This window comes from Chitinophaga sancti (assembly GCF_034087045.1).
GTDB lineage: Bacteria > Bacteroidota > Bacteroidia > Chitinophagales > Chitinophagaceae > Chitinophaga > Chitinophaga sancti_B.
On record NZ_CP139247.1, the window covers coordinates 3428568 to 3445488 of the forward strand.

The 16921-nt window shown below is 42.3% G+C and carries 14 protein-coding genes and 1 pseudogene; 7 read left to right on the forward strand and 8 right to left on the reverse strand.

What is annotated here, in order from left to right:
- Nucleotides 1-57 precede the first annotated feature (57 nt).
- From SIO70_RS14270 to SIO70_RS14290, 5 genes are all read right to left on the reverse strand, one after another.
- Nucleotides 58-738 carry an anaerobic ribonucleoside-triphosphate reductase activating protein gene (locus tag SIO70_RS14270; protein ID WP_320581532.1) on the reverse strand — a complete coding sequence of 227 codons (681 nt, stop codon included), beginning with the start codon at nucleotides 736-738 and terminating at the stop codon, nucleotides 58-60.
- The gene (locus SIO70_RS14275; RefSeq protein ID WP_320581533.1) at nucleotides 731-2923 is read right to left on the reverse strand and encodes a ribonucleoside triphosphate reductase; all 2193 of its coding nucleotides are present in this window, start codon (nucleotides 2921-2923) and stop codon (nucleotides 731-733) included. The genes SIO70_RS14270 and SIO70_RS14275 overlap by 8 nt, the downstream gene beginning before the upstream one ends.
- A 392-nt stretch (nucleotides 2924-3315) precedes the next feature.
- Entirely contained in the window at nucleotides 3316-4170 is an 855-nt protein-coding gene (locus SIO70_RS14280; RefSeq protein WP_320581534.1) for a hypothetical protein, read from the reverse strand.
- 140 nt (nucleotides 4171-4310) lie between these two features.
- Nucleotides 4311-7490, reverse strand: coding sequence for a reprolysin-like metallopeptidase (locus SIO70_RS14285; protein ID WP_320581535.1), 3180 nt, complete (start codon nucleotides 7488-7490; stop codon nucleotides 4311-4313).
- 379 nt (nucleotides 7491-7869) lie between these two features.
- Complete coding sequence (locus tag SIO70_RS14290; RefSeq protein WP_320581536.1) at nucleotides 7870-8148, reverse strand: VF530 family protein; 279 nt, start codon at nucleotides 8146-8148, stop codon at nucleotides 7870-7872.
- 19 nt (nucleotides 8149-8167) lie between these two features.
- Between SIO70_RS14290 and SIO70_RS14295 the strand changes: the two genes are divergently transcribed.
- The 4 genes from SIO70_RS14295 to SIO70_RS14310 all read left to right on the forward strand — a co-directional run bounded on the left by SIO70_RS14295 (nucleotide 8168) and on the right by SIO70_RS14310 (nucleotide 11838).
- Complete coding sequence (locus SIO70_RS14295) at nucleotides 8168-9946, forward strand: ABC transporter ATP-binding protein (RefSeq protein ID WP_320581537.1); 1779 nt, start codon at nucleotides 8168-8170, stop codon at nucleotides 9944-9946.
- 295 nt (nucleotides 9947-10241) lie between these two features.
- Nucleotides 10242-10418 carry a hypothetical protein gene (locus SIO70_RS14300; RefSeq protein ID WP_320581538.1) on the forward strand — a complete coding sequence of 59 codons (177 nt, stop codon included), beginning with the start codon at nucleotides 10242-10244 and terminating at the stop codon, nucleotides 10416-10418.
- A gap of 208 nt (nucleotides 10419-10626) precedes the next feature.
- Nucleotides 10627-11508: an SPFH domain-containing protein gene (locus tag SIO70_RS14305; RefSeq protein WP_320581539.1), complete on the forward strand. Its 882-nt coding sequence runs from the start codon at nucleotides 10627-10629 to the stop codon at nucleotides 11506-11508.
- Nucleotides 11509-11592: 84 nt separating this feature from the next.
- On the forward strand, nucleotides 11593-11838 hold the full coding sequence (locus SIO70_RS14310) for a hypothetical protein (protein ID WP_320581540.1): 246 nt from the start codon (nucleotides 11593-11595) through the stop codon (nucleotides 11836-11838).
- A gap of 229 nt (nucleotides 11839-12067) precedes the next feature.
- Here SIO70_RS14310 and SIO70_RS14315 read toward each other — a convergent pair.
- A pseudogene (locus SIO70_RS14315) lies at nucleotides 12068-12394 on the reverse strand (transposase); the annotation flags it as partial.
- Nucleotides 12395-12615: 221 nt separating this feature from the next.
- On the opposite strand from SIO70_RS14315, the gene SIO70_RS14320 reads away from it, so the two are divergent.
- Nucleotides 12616-13155 carry a hypothetical protein gene (locus SIO70_RS14320; protein ID WP_320581541.1) on the forward strand — a complete coding sequence of 180 codons (540 nt, stop codon included), beginning with the start codon at nucleotides 12616-12618 and terminating at the stop codon, nucleotides 13153-13155.
- Nucleotides 13156-13392: 237 nt separating this feature from the next.
- Here the strand turns inward: SIO70_RS14320 and SIO70_RS14325 are convergent, their stop codons facing one another.
- A complete protein-coding gene (locus SIO70_RS14325; RefSeq protein ID WP_320581542.1) occupies nucleotides 13393-14031 on the reverse strand; it encodes a biopolymer transporter ExbD in 639 nt (212 codons plus the stop codon).
- Between the two features lie 95 nt (nucleotides 14032-14126).
- Nucleotides 14127-15026 carry a helix-turn-helix transcriptional regulator gene (locus SIO70_RS14330; protein WP_320581543.1) on the reverse strand — a complete coding sequence of 300 codons (900 nt, stop codon included), beginning with the start codon at nucleotides 15024-15026 and terminating at the stop codon, nucleotides 14127-14129.
- Nucleotides 15027-15324: 298 nt separating this feature from the next.
- Here SIO70_RS14330 and SIO70_RS14335 point away from each other — a divergent pair, with 298 nt between their 5' ends.
- Together SIO70_RS14335 and SIO70_RS14340 are read left to right on the forward strand one after the other, a co-directional pair.
- On the forward strand, nucleotides 15325-15642 hold the full coding sequence (locus tag SIO70_RS14335) for a helix-turn-helix domain-containing protein (RefSeq protein ID WP_320581544.1): 318 nt from the start codon (nucleotides 15325-15327) through the stop codon (nucleotides 15640-15642).
- Between the two features lie 10 nt (nucleotides 15643-15652).
- Entirely contained in the window at nucleotides 15653-16918 is a 1266-nt protein-coding gene (locus SIO70_RS14340) for a HipA domain-containing protein (protein ID WP_320581545.1), read from the forward strand.
- The last annotated feature ends 3 nt before the right edge of the window (nucleotides 16919-16921 follow it).

Genomic DNA, 16921 nt, shown 5'->3' on the forward strand with positions numbered 1-16921 from the left:
GACCTGTATTGTTACTGATGAATGCGGCTCAGGGCATCTTATTCTTAATACTAAACCTTAGTTTCTTAATACCAACCCGATACAATTACTCCTGGAAACCTTACCAGGATCAATTCTATTGCTAGTATTGGCAAGGTTACCAAGCGTAATTGTATCGTTTATAAAATGCTGGATAAAAAGCTTCCCCTTAAATTTTTGCTCCGCTAAATAATCCACCATATTTTGCAGATCCTCTTCATTCAGTAATGAAGTATGTACAGTTGTCCTCACCTCAAAAGGTACCACCCCATTCAGTAACAATCTTAACGTCGCTTCAAAATTCTCATATAATGAAGACTGGGTAATTGCCTCATATTTATAAACAGGTGCTTTGTAATCCAGCGCAACATAATCGATCAATCCATTTTTCATCAAATCAGCCATTAAAGAAGGATTAGACCCATTCGTATCCACCTTCACCAAAACTCCCTCTTTTTTCAGCTGTGCACAAAATGCCACCAGCTCCTTATGCAAGGTACATTCCCCACCACTCAATACCACCCCATCCAATAACCCCTTCCGCTTACGTAAAAAACGCAACGCATCGGCATAACTAAGCTTCCCTTTCCCCTCCACTATCCCCGGGTTATAACAATACAAACATCTCATATTACAGCCTGCAAACCAAAGTATGCAGGCTGTCTTATCCGGATAATCCAGTAATGTAAAGGGCGTAATACTATGTATTGGCTTACTCACAATGGGTCATTTCCGTAAAATGCACTCTTTGTTTATGTTCCCCTTTTTTACCGATATTGAAACTCTCTACCGGTCTGTGATAGCCCATCACACGTGTATATACCAAACATTTCCGGCTTTCATCCTCACATATCGGACAATGCTCATGCTCACCTGACAGGTACCCATGTTCAGGACAAATACTGAACACCGGTGTCACCGTGATATAAGGCAGCCTAAACTGTGAGAGTACTTTTTTTACGAGATTACGACATGCTTCAGGCGTACTGATTTTCTCTCTCATGTACAAATGCAGCACAGTGCCTCCTGTATATTTACATTGTAGTTCATCCTGCAGCAGGAGTGCTTCAAATGGATCGTCGGTATAATCCACCGGAATCTGTGAACTGTTGGTATAATAGATATTATTATCCATCCCCGCCTGTATAATTTCAGGGAAGCGTTTTTTATCTTCTTTCGCAAACCGGTACGTAGTACCCTCTGCAGGCGTGGCTTCCAGGTTGTATAGGTTGCCGGTCTCCGTTTGGTACTGCGTCATTTTTTTACGGATGTGTTCCAGTATAGCAGCTGCCATGTCACGACCTGTTTCAGAAATAATATCATCCTGATCATTCGTGAAGTTCCTGATCATTTCATTGATCCCATTCACCCCAATGGTAGAAAAGTGATTCCGGAAATGTGTGAGGTAGCGTTTGGTATAAGGAAATAATCCCCTGTCGAACATATCCTGTATAAAGACTCTTTTCTTTTCCAGCGTTGATTTAGCAAGGTCCAGTAAGAAATCTAATCGCTTGTACATCGCCTGCTGATCTCCTTTGTACAGGTATCCCAGGCGGGCCATATTGATGGTCACTACACCAATGCTTCCTGTCATTTCAGCACTACCAAATAGCCCATTACCGCGTTTTAATAATTCACGCAGATCCAGCTGTAAGCGGCAGCACATACTTCTCACTGCGTTGGGTTTATAAGCATTCGGATTTTCTACCCGATTGCCATTGTCATCAAAGATGTATTGACTACCGATAAAATTCTGGAAGTAAGAAGACCCGATTCGTGCTGTGTTTTCAAACAACAAATCTGTATTCTCCCCATACCAGTCAAAGTCTTCCGTAATATTCACCGTAGGGATCGGGAAGGTAAACGGTTGCCCACTGGCATCGCCTTCTGTCATCACGGAATAATACGCTTTGTTGATCAGGTTCATCTCAGGCTGGAAATGAATGTAGGTCAGTTCGCTGAGTTGATCTACACCCCTGTCTTTTGCCTTTTGAAGGATAGCCGGATCAGTGATGCCATCAAAGAGATGTATATCTTTTTTGGTCGGGAACTGTAACTTCAGATCTTCCGGCACCGTCCAGTCGATAGTAATATTTGTAAACGGGGATTGTCCCCAGCGGGCAGGTACATTCAGGTTGTATACAAAGCTCCTCACTGCTTTCAGGATATCTTCATAGCGAAGATTATCTTTAAAAACATACGGAGCCAGGTAGGTGTCGAAAGAGCTGAACGCCTGTGCGCCGGCCCATTCACTTTGGAGAATACCGAGGAAGTTCGCCATCTGTCCCAGTGCTTCGCGAAAGTGATTCGGAGGGCGGCTTTCCACGCGTCCTCTTACGCCATTGAAACCATCGTTCAATAATGAACGCAAGCTCCATCCGGCACAGTATCCTGTAAGGCAGTCGATATCATGAATGTGAATATCACCATTGCGATGTGCATAACCTTCTTCCTTAGCATATACTTTATCCAGCCAGTAGTTGGCAATGATCTTGCCCGCTACATTGTTTACCAGTCCTGCGTTGGAATAAGAAGTATTCGCATTGGCATTGATGCGCCAGTCAGTCTGGGAGATGTATTCTTCAATTGTTTGCGTGCTATCCACCAGCGTTGTAGATGGCGTGAGCCCATGTACATGTTCCCGTTGCAATTTACGGGTGTGCCTGTATAGCATAAAAGCCCGCATTACCTCAAAATGGCTGTGTGCAAACAATTCTTTTTCGATGATATCCTGGATCTCTTCTACTGACCACACTTCTTTGTGCAGCAGTTGAGCGGTAACTTGTTGGTAGATTGTTTCATCAGGTTTTTTATTCACACCGATGAATCCCTTTTCTATGGCGTCCTTTATCTTAAAGGGTTTAAAAGGTTCAAACTCACCGTTTCTTTTGATAACGTAATTCATGGCTTATAATGGGTTATTTCGGGGTGTAAAATACCTGATCGGGGGAAGAAGCTCTTTAAAACTTGTCAACAGAGGTGCGAAAATAAATGGCATTCAGCCGCCATTTTTGAGGGGAAATCGGATGAAATAACAGCCTGAGAATTAAGACTGGCAAGGTTCAATTATTAAACCATGATGGTGGTCAGGTTTTTCTAAGTGGTTGTAATTGAGCGGGATAAGTATTGTCTTTGATTGTGTTGTTATTAACGTCTGAATTTATTTAAATTCAGACGTTAATAAATTTATCTCTTTGGAGCGCGAACCTCAAAATATTCCTACGCGTGTAACTGATCCTTTTTCGGTGAAGGGTATTTCCAAACCATCATAGCATATTTGAGGCAACCGCTCTTTCATTATTCTACTTCCATTTTTACACTCGTCTTCGCATTACAATCCATATCCATCTTCATTCCATTTATCTCCATATCAATCTTATACTTCGTATCTGCATCAGACTTATCCATCATCTTCTTGTCTATATCAAAGATCATCACACCTGTTCCACTACCAGTACCTGTGATCTTGTAAGGCGTATCTGTCATACTCATATCCATTGCAATATCCTGTTTCAGATCGAATATCGCTTTACTCCCCTTAATCTCTTTCAGCGTATACTTAGCATGTACTTTCATCTTCACCTCCATCTGCGCAATAGGCATTACCAGCGGTGTCTCCTGGTCAAAAGAATCACCGATCTTCAATTCATTTTCAGGAAATTTGATCGCCGCCTGTATATTGTTGACGATGGTTTTCAGATTGGCTTTCATCCCTTCATCCAGGTTACCTATAATCGTATCCACCTTTATTTTTCCATCACTTTCGGTTGTACCTTTTATCACTGCACCTGAAAACGGATTGGTATCCTGTGTATTTTCCTGTCCGCCGATATTGGTGGTCACGCTCATTTTATCGTAGGTCATCGTCACAGGGATCTTCTTATCTGCCTGCGTGGCACCGGTTTTGGTGGTCATAAACATACCCTGGTTCATCGTCATGGTCATAGGGCTTTTCATGCCGCTGGCATTTAATTGTTCCATCATCGCTGAGTCTCCGCTCATGTTCATGACCATGTTCATCTGGTTACTCATTTCGGTTTTGTAAACCTTATTCGGCGACAGTGAACCCTTTAGCAAAACTTTTTTCTGAGCATTGGTACATTGCATAAATGCGCTCAGCAGGAGTAACATGTACAATCGATAGTATTTCATTTCTCAATTAGATTTTTAACATTTATAGGGATGTCTATAAAGGTGCATTCTCAAAAATAATAAAAAAGCAGATGTGTCAATAAAAAATAGCCCCCAAAAAGCATCTAGCTTTTTGGGGGCATATTACCTCTTGAAGATATTTATTGCTTAACGATCTTCGTCATACTCACTTCTTTTGTTCCATTCTTCACTCTTATTATATACACACCCGGAGTTAATGAAGAAATATCCAGCTGTGCATTTGCCGCATTCACTTCACGACGCATTACCTGGCGGCCGTTGATATCAAACAGGCTTACTTCTGATTTTCCTTTCACACCAGCAAGGTTAATGTTCACCACACTATTGGCAGGATTTGGATATACCTGCACCTTGTCCTGATCGGTGGTAATGTCAACAGAACGGGTGGCAGTACCTAATGCTACCCGCAGGGTGTAACAGGTAGTCGCACTATTCGCACCATTGTAACCATATACCTGCACATAGTAAGTACCTGCACTGACTGTACGACTGATGCTTTCACTCGTCGTACCGGATGCCTGTGAAACATTCAGCTGTGTACCTGAGCTGTTATACAGTTTCAGGTCATAATCACCAGGCAATGTGCCTAAGGTAATGGTAATTGTACCGCTGGTAGTGATCACGAATTTATAATAATCCACATCTCCACTTGGGCTGATCAGACCAGTAACATCTGTATTAAATGGAATGGTAGCCGCACCTGAAGTCGTACCATTGGTAGAATTATCCAATGTATTCGCACAACCTGAAGCCGTGAGGGTCGTAAATTGTGCTGCAATATATGAACCGCTGCCACTTGCACAATTGGTTCTTACTCTCCAGTCATACAGGGAAGCAGCTGTTAATCCACTTAAGGTAACAGAGGTAGCAGTAGTGGCTGTCGCCGCACTTGTCCAGGTAGAAGACGAATTCAGTTTATAATCTACGCTATAACTTGTTGCACCACTTGCTGCCGTCCAGCTTACAGTAGCTCCGGTAGATGTTACAGAAGAACTTGTCAGTGCAGTAGGCACATTACAGCTATCTGTAGAGATGGTGGTAAACTGCGCAGTAGTGTACACACTGGTATCGCTGGTACAAGTGGTTCTTACCCTGTAGTCATAAGTAGTACCCTGTGTAAGACCTGTCAGGCTTACAGAAGTAGCGGTTGTCGTAGTCGCTGCACTGATCCAGGTACTGGATGAGGAAGCTTTGTAATCTACTTTGTAAGATGCCGCACCGCTCACAGCTGTCCATCCTACGGTAGCGGATGTAGTTGTCACTGAAGAGGAGGTTAACCCTGTTGGTGCAGCGCAACCGGTACCGGCAGTGATGGTGAAGTTGGTATTAGAAATATCAAAGAAGATGTTGCCAACAGCTTCAACCTTTATTCTGGCAGTAGTGGTAGGGGTATTTGGAATTGTTACCACCTGGCTACCATCGTTCGGCGTACTGGCCACCAGTGTGCTAAAGGTTGTACCACCATCGGTAGAGAGGGAGATCTTTACATTGGCTGTGCTCACTGGTGATGCGGTGGTGCTGGCTACATTCCAGGTGATGGTCTGGGATGAATTGCCTGCCCATGATACAGCGGTATTAGGCGCTGTTACTGCAAACGGTCCTGATGTATTCGAAACGGTTACCGTTACATCCGCATAATTCGTCTGACCGACAGACACGGGTGCAGTAGAACTATAAGGTGCATTATCCCTTACAGTTAACCGGAAATGCAAAGTCCTTGACACAGAACTCAGCGCTTCCGTATTCGCACTTGCATCGCCACCGGTCAATGGTCCGGATACTAAACTACCTGCCAGGATAGTGGCCAGTTTTGGGAAGTACCTGGTAGGAGAAGTAGTCGGTGCAAATGAAATCCAGTTAGGACCAGATGCTTTGCTCGCACTGGCTACGCTGCTGCTGCCTGTTTGTGAAGAAGAGGCATTGTCAATCTGTTCCCAGCAGTAAGTGAGCACATCGCTGGTATTCGCATCGGTAGCAGAACCCGTCAGCGCAAATGGGGTACTGATAGGAATGGTATAACTACTACCTCCACTCACTACAGGAGTTGCGTTATTGGCAGAGATACTGGTAGTGGTCGGGCAGGTCTTGCTGGAAAGATTTGTCTGAATCTGTCCAATAGAAACGGCGTGGAAGATATCGATAGAGTGTGGTGCCAGGTCATAGCTGGTAATACCAGCATAACCCATAATAGTGATACCGGAACCGGGTTCCACATTGACGCCGGTACCTTCATTACCATAAGAGAAAGTATGGTTGGCACCCAGCTGGTGGCCTACTTCATGGGCTACATAATCGATATCGAAGTTATCGCCCTGGGGAATTGCATCGGCAGGAGAGGTGAAACCACTACCTTTTGAACCATCGACACAGATGCAACCAATACAACCGGCATTACCACCACCACCAGATGCACCAAACAGGTGACCGATGTCATAATTGGCAGCGCCGATTACAGAGGTGAGGGTACTTTGTAACTCACTGTTCCATGATCCGGAGGCGCCAGAGCTGGCGTTAGAATACGGATCGGTAGAGGCGTTGTAGTAAAATACATTGGTCGTGTTCGAGACCAGGTTCAGGTGGAGCGCGAGGTCTTTTTCATACACGCCATTACAACGGGTCAGTGTGGCATTGACAGCGGCAAGTACCAATGCAACCTGGCTGGAACTGGTAGCGCCGAAATAATTGGAGTATTCAGCGGTCACGGATTGAGCCAGGCGTAATGTTTTCAGGTCACCGGTAGAGCGGGCGGCAACACTATTACTCAGGTCAGTAGCCAGTTTTTGATCGGGCGTACCGCATTTCCAGGGTAATGCCTTTGGCTGCTTTTTAAACACGCTGTACACAGTGTGATCGGCAGAAAAGGGTTCGATAAATTCAGTTTCTTTTTCCACCCGGAATACGGTCGTTTGTATTCCCTGTGGGGAGATGCTCAGCTTTAAAATAGCGGACTTGTCGGTGATACCTTTTCCTGAGAAAGCTCTGATGTCAGGAAATTTCGCTTGCAGGGCAGGTTCGAAATTCGAAGCTTCAACGATTTCGAATTGTTCAATCTGGCCGTCTGCATTGGGTAGGGAGATGATGGTTCCATGGGTGGCAGTATTGCCGACAGCTCTGAATGCCTCGGTTCGCAGGGGTGTCAGATCCAGGTCGAATAGTTTGTATTCTGCTGGAAATGCGAGTCGGGATACGGCTTTGTCGGGGGTAATTCTGGCGCCGTCGGTGTGGGGTCTCCAGTAGTTTTGGGCAAAAGATAGGGTACTGCATAGTAATGCAGCGACGAATAGTAAAACTTGTCTCATGCGTAGGGTTTTTTGGTCAATAATTTGCTCTATTATGAATGTAGTGCAATTCGCTGCAGCCTCGGGTGTATTGAAGGTTTGAAAAAGCTGTTTTTTGAGTGGGGGTTTTATTTGGGTGTATGGAGTTTTTTATGGGGGCCGTTTTGCGGAGAGAGGAGGCAGTGGTTGGCGAGTTTTGCGAAGGAAGTTTTACGGGGTTTGCGCAGAGAGTTTTACGGATTTAGCGCAGCGCATTTTGCGAAGAGGGAGCATAAATTGCGAAGGGTGAGTATAAATTGTGAAGGGGATGTATTATTTGCAAGGGAAGGAGCATTAATCGCAAAGAAAGGAGCATTAATTCCAAAGAAAGATTTATTAGTTGTAAGGAAAGATGTAATAATTATTTCACCTTCCCGCTTTTCAGCGCATCTTTATAAAACTCTTCTACCTTTGTTCTTGCCCACGGTGTTTTGCGAAGAAACTTGAGTGAAGATTGAATGGAAGGATTACTAATAAAGCAATTGATCCTGATCTGGTAACCCAACTCATCCCACCCATAAGCATCTACCAGTTGGGTAAGCAATTTCTCAAGCGTAATACCGTGTAAAGGATCTTTTGATTCCATTTCATATTGTTTGTGCCGCAAATATACAGCACAATATTTTTTATATCTTTGCATCTTATCTAATTTTATCGCTATGGCTAACCCATATATCTCCCTGCTGCGCACTGCCTGGCATTACGCACGAAAGGAGAGGAGGAGATATGTACTGGTGTATGCCATGTTTACAGTTTCTGCCATTATTAATGCATTATACCCAATGCTACTGGGATGGTTTATCAACAAGATCCAACAGGATACCCAGCAGGTATTACACTTTGCCTTCCTTTATGCTGCCAGTTATTTCGGACTCAAAGTGCTGGAATGGTGCTTTCATGGCCCTGCCCGTGTAATGGAACGGGAACTTGCTTTTAACCTGAGCCGTAACTTTCTCCAAACCCGGTATCACCAGGTACTGCACCTGCCCGTAAAATGGCACCAGGACCACCATAGTGGTGCCACCATCAATCGTATCCGTAAGGCATACGAAGCCCTGAAAACCTTTTTCGATCATGGCTTTATGTATTTAAGAGCATTAGGAAAACTGATCTTTTCTGTCATTGCCATCGTTTATTTCTCACCATTATTCGGTACCATCGGTGTTGTGCTCGGTGCCATCACCATCTGGGTGATCTTTAAATTTGACAAGCCTTTTATCCGTACACTGGATGAGGTGAATGAAAGAGAGCATGTGGTGTCTTCAACCCTGTTCGATAGTCTTTCCAATATCATGACGGTAATTACCCTGCGGCTGGAAAAGAGCATGGAAACTGGCTTATTATCAAAAGTAGCCCTGATACTACATCCATTTAAAAAGAATGTCCGGATCAATGAATGGAAATGGTTTGTGGCTGATATGTTGATCACCCTTATTTATTGCGTAATAGCGGTAGGATACGTATTGCAAAACTGGAAACAGGGATCGGTATTTTATGTAGCCGGCCTTGTTACGCTGTTGGGATATGTGAACCAATTCACCAGCGTGTTCTATGATTTTGCCTGGCAGTATACTGATATTACACAATACAATACCTCCGTACAAACTGCCGCCAATATTGATAGCGCATTCAACGAACAGCACCGCCCTGATGCACATACAGACCTGCCGCATACCTGGCAGGAGATTCAGATAAAAGACCTGAGCTTTTCTCACAGGGAACAATACGATGCCGAACATGGACCACAAAGTCTGCATGGCCTGCACCTCCGTATACCCCGTGGTAAACGGATTGCACTGATAGGAGAAAGTGGTAGTGGTAAAAGTACGCTCCTGTCATTATTGAGAGGACTATATGAGCCGCGCCCGGGTATGCAGCTGACAGTAGATGAAAAGACATACGACCTGGATACACTCAATGAAACAGTGACCCTCTTTCCACAGGAACCTGAGATCTTTGAGAATACCATTGCCTACAATGTGACCCTGGGCCTGCCTTTCAGCGAAGCAGATATCAAAGAAGTATGTGAAAGTGCGCATTTTACAGATGTGATCAGCCAGTTGCCTATGGGCCTGGAATCGGATATCCGTGAAAAAGGGGTGAACCTATCCGGTGGACAAAAACAACGACTGGCGCTGGCCAGAGGTATACTCGCGGCACGCGAGAGTGAAGTGGTATTGTTGGATGAACCTACCAGTAGTGTGGATCCTAAGACGGAAGTCATGATTTACAATAAGCTGTTTGCGGCATTTGCAGATAAGGCGGTGATCTCTTCTATTCATCGCCTGCACCTGTTGCCACAATTTGACTATGTGTATGTGTTACATCAGGGGCGTATTGCAGATGAAGGGACATTTGAACATCTTCGGAATAATAGTCCGATCTTTCAGGAGTTATGGAAACACCAGAAGGATACGATGGGGAAGCATTTTCAGTAAATTGAAATACCGGTTGCTATTGTGGTTAATCGTTGCATATACTCCTGTTTAGCATCCACAGGGGTTCTATTTGGATGTGAAGTAGTTTCATAAAAGAACATCCAGAAAAATAAAGACATTCATGAAGGCGGAAATTCACAAACGGGGATGAAAACCATTTTCAGAAACAAAGACCACCTACTATAAAATATCCCCAAAAGTTCAGACACTTTTGGGGCCAGCCCACTAATTTAACCAGAACGCTTGACTAAAAAAACATTCGCCGCCACATCCCAAGTTTCTACCCGTATTTGCATTGAAACGGATATTGCAGCTGATGTATTCTACTTATAGACGGCCACCAGTGAGCATTGAAATAATAACAAGACTGAAAGGAGAAGAAATTGATGAAGCGTTTCCAATGGCGCAAATAATTATTGAAGAGGGATTAGAATTGAGATTTCAACATATAAATAACCTGATCGAAGCTTAAAAAGCAGCAGGCTGGCATAAGGATCTATTCATTTCCCGTTCCCAAAATCGAAATTCCATAATTCACACATTATGATTCAAATGTGTGAATTATGTAAATATTTACCAGAATGCTGTAATACTTCCCTGATTAATTTAAGCCAACTTCACAACTAAAAGCTGGGCATTTAAATTAATATAAATTCTTTAATCAACACTATATAACAAAAATGATGATTACACAAATATTATTAATAACGATCGGGGCAATATTATTACTGTTCTTTTCAGGAGTGAAAATCGTAAGACCAACGCACAGAGGTTTAATAGAAAGGCTTGGCAAATATACTAGATTCGCGCATCCTGGTTTTAATTGGGTAATTCCTATCATAGATAGAATATTTATAGTCAATATTACAGAACAAATGGTCGATGCACAGCCACAGGAAATTATCACAAACGATAATCTGAATGCCAGTGTAGATGCTCAAATATATTTCAGGGTGCTTGAAGAAGAAGAAAATGTAAAAAGTTCACTGTATAATGTAAACGATTATAAATTACAAATTGTAAACCTTGCCCGTACTACTTTGCGAAACATTATAGGCACACTTACGTTAAGGTCAGCTAATAGCGAGAGAGGGAAAATAAATGCGGAGTTGCACACCACTCTTAAAAATGAAACTGCCAGCTGGGGAATTGTGATTGTTAGAACTGAATTAAAACAAATTGATCCACCTTCAGACGTACAGGAAACTATGAATAAAGTGGTAAAAGCAGAAAATGAAAAGATTGCCGCCATTGACTATGCAACTGCTGCTGAAACTGTAGCAGATGGAGTAAAACGGGCTAAAATAAAAGAAGCTGAAGGTTATAAACGATCAAAGGTTTTACATGCTGAAGGCGAAGCCGAAGCCATTAAACTGGTGAATGTAGCTGCTGATGAATTCTTTACAGGGAACGCCCAGTTGTTACGAAAGTTAGAAGCAGTTGAAAACTCTCTAATGTCTAATGCGAAAATCGTTATTCCGTCTGGAACTGAATTGATAAATATTATTAGTGAAATGGCTGGAATGTTACCCGTTCCACAAAGGAAGAACCTTAATGGTTAAGAATAATCATCGGTTTTTACGTCTTCAAAAATATATTTTGCTCACCCGATTCTTTCAGGATATAGACAAGCACTTTTCAGGCAGGTGATATTTAGAACAACGACCAATGTGGATACTTTGCTCTTTCTGGAGGATTTTATAATTGCAGGTAATATAACCGACAGTACTACCGGTGCTATTCATATAGGAACTTTGAGCGACCCTCAAACAGACGACCTGCTGGATGACATTGGTGAACTGGTAACCAAAATGGGTGGACAAGTAATAGTTATGCCTCCTGAAAATATGCCAACAACACGTACGGGACTAGCTGCTATATTCAGGTATTGACCCGATTAAAGATTCCGGGATTATTGGCCCTTGCAATTGCAGCGAATCTTAATAAAATCAGAAATCATACTTGATAGCTGGAAGATGTTCGGACGGCCTTTAAATAAATGTAATTTTGTGATTTGTTCTGATACATGAGGATGTATAGATAAATTAGGTTTACAACTACTCAGTCATTGAATATGCCAGGTGATCCCTATGAATGTCTGGCACAAACAGTACTTCCATATTATCCAATTCTTTTCTGACCTGGTGATTGTTGCCATATAGTCCATCTGCTCCTACAAAAATCAAAGCTGGTGCCTATCTCTATCTGGTACTTTACAATATCTATTACCAGTTCAAATTTAGTTTTATGTTTATACCTTTCTTTGGGTACTCCCGTGACTTTACAGCGCTTAGGGTAAGATGTCCGGCTTTCCGGAAGGTTATCTGTTAAACCGTAATAATTTTCTGCACTTACCCCCGCATAGACCGCCACATGGCAGTTATCAACCTTCCCAATTGTACTACAATATTGGCGCGTTACGCCTACAGAATAATCTCCTTTCTTTAGATTGGAACTTTCATCTGTGCGGAGTACTACCAAATCAAATACAATATAACATAACTATATTTCTATAAGGACATTATAAGGTCATTATAAGGTCACCTCAATATCGATTTGATATTGAAGTGACCTTATAATGATATTTTAGTATTGGTATAGTGATAAAGATTCACTATATTAGCATACCTATATTTATTATTGATTTTATAACCTCAAAACTGTTTGTTATGGCTCTTGTAAAAGACAACATACTCCTCCAATGCATCCGAGGCTCCCTCGGTGATCAACTCACGATTTACGAAAGGAACGGGCAGATTATTATTGCCAAAAAACGCGGTCCGTCGAAGAATAAGCCGACAATAAAGCAGCTGGAAGCCAGGTATAAGATGAAGATAGCGGCGGCTTATGCGCTGGCGATCCTGAAAGATCCGGACCTGAAGGCTTATTATAAGTCGCTGGCTGGGCCTGGGCAGAATGCTTATAATATGGCGGTGAAGGATGCTTATAAGTCCCCGGAGATTCAGAATATCAGATTCGAAGAAGAGACTGTGGTAGTGACTGCGAAGGATGAATTTAGGGTAGCAGCAGTGGAAGTACGGGTGGTAGATGCTGATGGTGTTATCGTGGATAGAGGCGCCGCTGTTTTAGGCAGGAATGGCGTGGATTGGTATTATAAGGTAGCCAGTCAGCCACCGGGTGGTAAGATAATAGTGGTGGCGGTGGATTTGCCGGGGAATGAAACGGTCAGGGAAGTGAGATTGGAGTAAATAAGGGGAACATTTGTCCCTGTAATCTTAGAAAACAGAAACAAATGTTTGTGGAGGGTGTGTGTGAATGCTTATGTTGAATTGGACAACGCTATCTGGGTGAATGTTTGTGTTGAACCAGCCAGCACAGTCTGGGTGAATGCTTGTGTTGAACCAGCCAGCGCAGTCTGCTCGACTGCTTGTGAATTGGACACCTGTCTGAGTAATTACTTGTGTCGAATCATAAAGCTACCTACATTAACTCTTTGCCGCCGCTGCCGTCCCTTCCGGTGCTGCTTCCAGATTCGTGACCAGATTCACATGTTGTATATTTTTCTCTTTAAAAGTTTCCAGTACTCTCCTCACTACCGGATAAGGTGTTTCATTATCCGCCTTGATACAATATTTCAATTGCTTAATATTACTGGTCTGAGCGGCCCTGCCGTATTCAATCCAGGTTACTAATTCATTATTGGTTGAATCAGTTGGAATCCCTTTTTCCAACGGTGATTTTTTCCTGTCATTTGATTTTAAGGAAAGATATTCTTTCAGATGGTTAAAATCTGTTCCTACTGATGCCCCCATTGTAAAGTTAATGATCTGCGCATCTGATAATCCCAGTTTAAACTGATCATTGATATCCTGAATTAACTTTTGCCGTTGGCCCTGGCCCTGCATGTCGAAAAATACACGTCCGTTTTTATCGATACTGACTAAAATTACATCCGCATCAGGTAAGAGCGATGTATTTATAGAGGAAGGTGTAACGATTGCAACAGGTTCATCCGGTTTAAAGGTGGTCGTCATAATAAAGAAATTCAGGAGAAGGAACACCACGTCACACATCGCTGTCATATCAACTGATGTAGATTTCCTTGCTAATTTAGCTCTGGCCATAACATTGCTTTTTTCTATTGCAAGTTGCAATTTGCAGTGGTGTCAACAAATGGCCATATTGCTCCAGTATATGTCTATTTCACTCCTTGGGGTAATTAAACCGACACCAGGCTTCTATATTCACTGGGACTGATACCGGTGGCTCTTTTAAAGAATTTACTAAAGAAGAACTGGTCACTGAATGCTAGCCTTTCTGCGATTTTACTGATAGGGTCTGAGAGGTCGCTTAACATAAATTTGGCTTCTACAATGACCATTTGGGTAATGACCTCGCTGGTTGATTTACCAAACATCTCTTTCACACATTTAGTGAGGTATTTGGGTGTGACGTTTAATCTTTCAGCATAGAATTCAACATCCCTTCTTTTTTTAAAATTGGATGTCAGCTCTGCGTAGAATTTTTTGACCAGTACCTCTTTACCGTTTAACTGAATTTGTTGGGCCGCTATTTTATCATGCAGTACTGAGGCAACTTCGAAAAATAATACCCTGAATAGATTAAGGAGCAGTTCACTGATAAAAGGGTGTTCTTTGGGCAATTTATTTTTGATGGCGAGAAGGTCCATAATAGCTTTAATACTGCGGACTTCTGTAGGACTAAGACAATGAACGGGTATATGTTGTCTTGTGTAAATACCAAATCCATCCATGTATTTTTTATTCAACGCAGTTTCTGCCAATAGCGTTGTGCTAAAATCAGCGGCGATGAAAGCGCATTGATGCATGTCGCTTAAGAACTCAAAAATTATATTGGGGTTGCAGATGATAAGGGAATTAGCAGGGATGTCGTATTCAACAAGATTTAAGCGCATTTTCAATTTTCCACTTGTGACAAGGATAATTGTATAATGGTCTAAAAGAAATGGAATGGATATTTCCGGTTCTATTACAAGTTCGCCGTTGTTAAAAATATTGAATTCTTTGCCATGTTTAGTGCCGGCAGCAGCCATGATTTCCTGTATGGTGAGTAGCCTTACTGATGTGCCTTTTTTCATGTTGCGTTAATTCCAATTGTCTGATGTTTCCATATGGCAATTACATTTGTATTTGCATGGTCTTCGCCTGGATTATTTTCATACAGTCTATCACTTATATCCATGGCTTTTTCATAGTGATCGATTAAGCCAAAGTTGTTGGTGGAGTGTAATATTAAACATTTTCTCCTTTAATCTATATGAGCAAGGATATTTACAAGCTTCTCAAAAGGATCACGTACGTAAAAGCGGCGTACCCAAATTATAATGTTTATAATATTAAACAAAAACGCTTATTTTGTCAATAATATTAAACATTATGAAAGAATCCTCCCCCTTGTTACCACGAGCTCGCCGAGTGATGGAGCAAATGGGACAGAACATTCACCTTGCACGAAGAAGGCGAAAAATAAGCGCTCAGCAAGTAGCTGATAGGGCCGGACTGAGCCGGGCTACTCTATGGCAAATTGAAAAAGGATCACCTTCTGTAACGATCGGCAATTACTTTATGGTTTTGTTCGTATTAGGCTTAGAGAAAGATTTTCTTAAACTTGCTGAAGATGATCAGCTTGGCCGGAAGTTACAGGATGCCGGGTTGGTAACTCCTCAAAGAGCTCCTAAACGAAATACAAAGTAAACAGGAGATCATGCAAAATGAAAAGACAATATATGTATACGCAGATTGGGATGGGCTGAATGGAGCGCCATTACTTATGGGCACCTTAAATAGTGTACATAACAAGGGTAAAGAAATTTTTTCTTTCGAATATGAACAAAAATGGCTTTCATCTGGCAATGGTCAGGTGTTAGACCCCGATCTTCAATTTTATGCAGGACGTCAGTATGGAGGTGGCGGGAAACTAAATTTCGGTTTATTTCTCGATTCTTCACCAGACAGATGGGGCCAGGTATTAATGAAAAGATGTGAAGCTATCATAGCAAGGAAAGAGAATCGTAAGCAAGCAACTTTGTTCGAATCCGACTATTTATTAGGCGTATACGATGAACATCGCATAGGTGCATTACGGTTTAAATTAAACCCGGATGGTGGTTTTGTTAGTGGGGAACAAGAATTAGCGGCACCGCCCTGGACGTCATTGCGAGAACTTGAAAAAGCTAGTCTTCAATTAGAACAAGATGACTTTGATGATGATGAAGCATTAAAATGGTTGAATATGCTGATGGCGCCAGGATCCTCACTGGGTGGTGCACGCCCTAAAGCAAGTGTAAAAGATCCAAATGGCCAATTATGGATTGCTAAATTTCCAAGTGGCGGTGATATAGTTGACATTGGTGGGTGGGAAGCTGTCGCAATGGAAATAGCTATGAATGCAGGGGTAAAAGTGGCACCATGTAAAGCTCAGAAATTTTCCAATAAGTATCATACTTTTTTAAGTCAACGCTTTGATCGCAATCCGAATGGGGAAAGAACTCATTTTGCATCAGCAATGACCATGCTTGGTTATACTGATGGTGCGGACTATACTACTGGTGTAAGTTACCTGGAATTGGCTGCGTTTCTTATAAGAAATGGCGCAAATGTAAACGAAGATCTTGAAGAGCTTTGGCGTAGAATTGTATTGAATGTTTGTATGAAAAATACAGATGACCATTTGCGTAATCATGGCTTCCTCCTAACGGAACAAGGGTGGATACTTTCTCCGGTATATGACGTGAACCCATTTCCGGATGGAACTGGCCTGACGCTGAATATTTCAGATGACGATAATTCTTTGGACCTGGATTTAGTACGATCAGTGATTACATATTTTCGGGTATCCAATCATAAGGCTGAAGCAATAATTGAGCAGGTATTAAATGCAGTTTGTAATTGGCGAAGAATTGCGGTGAAAAAAGGGTTGCCTAAGCGGGAACAGGATTTGATGGAAAGAGCATTTACTGACCAGTTTTAAATC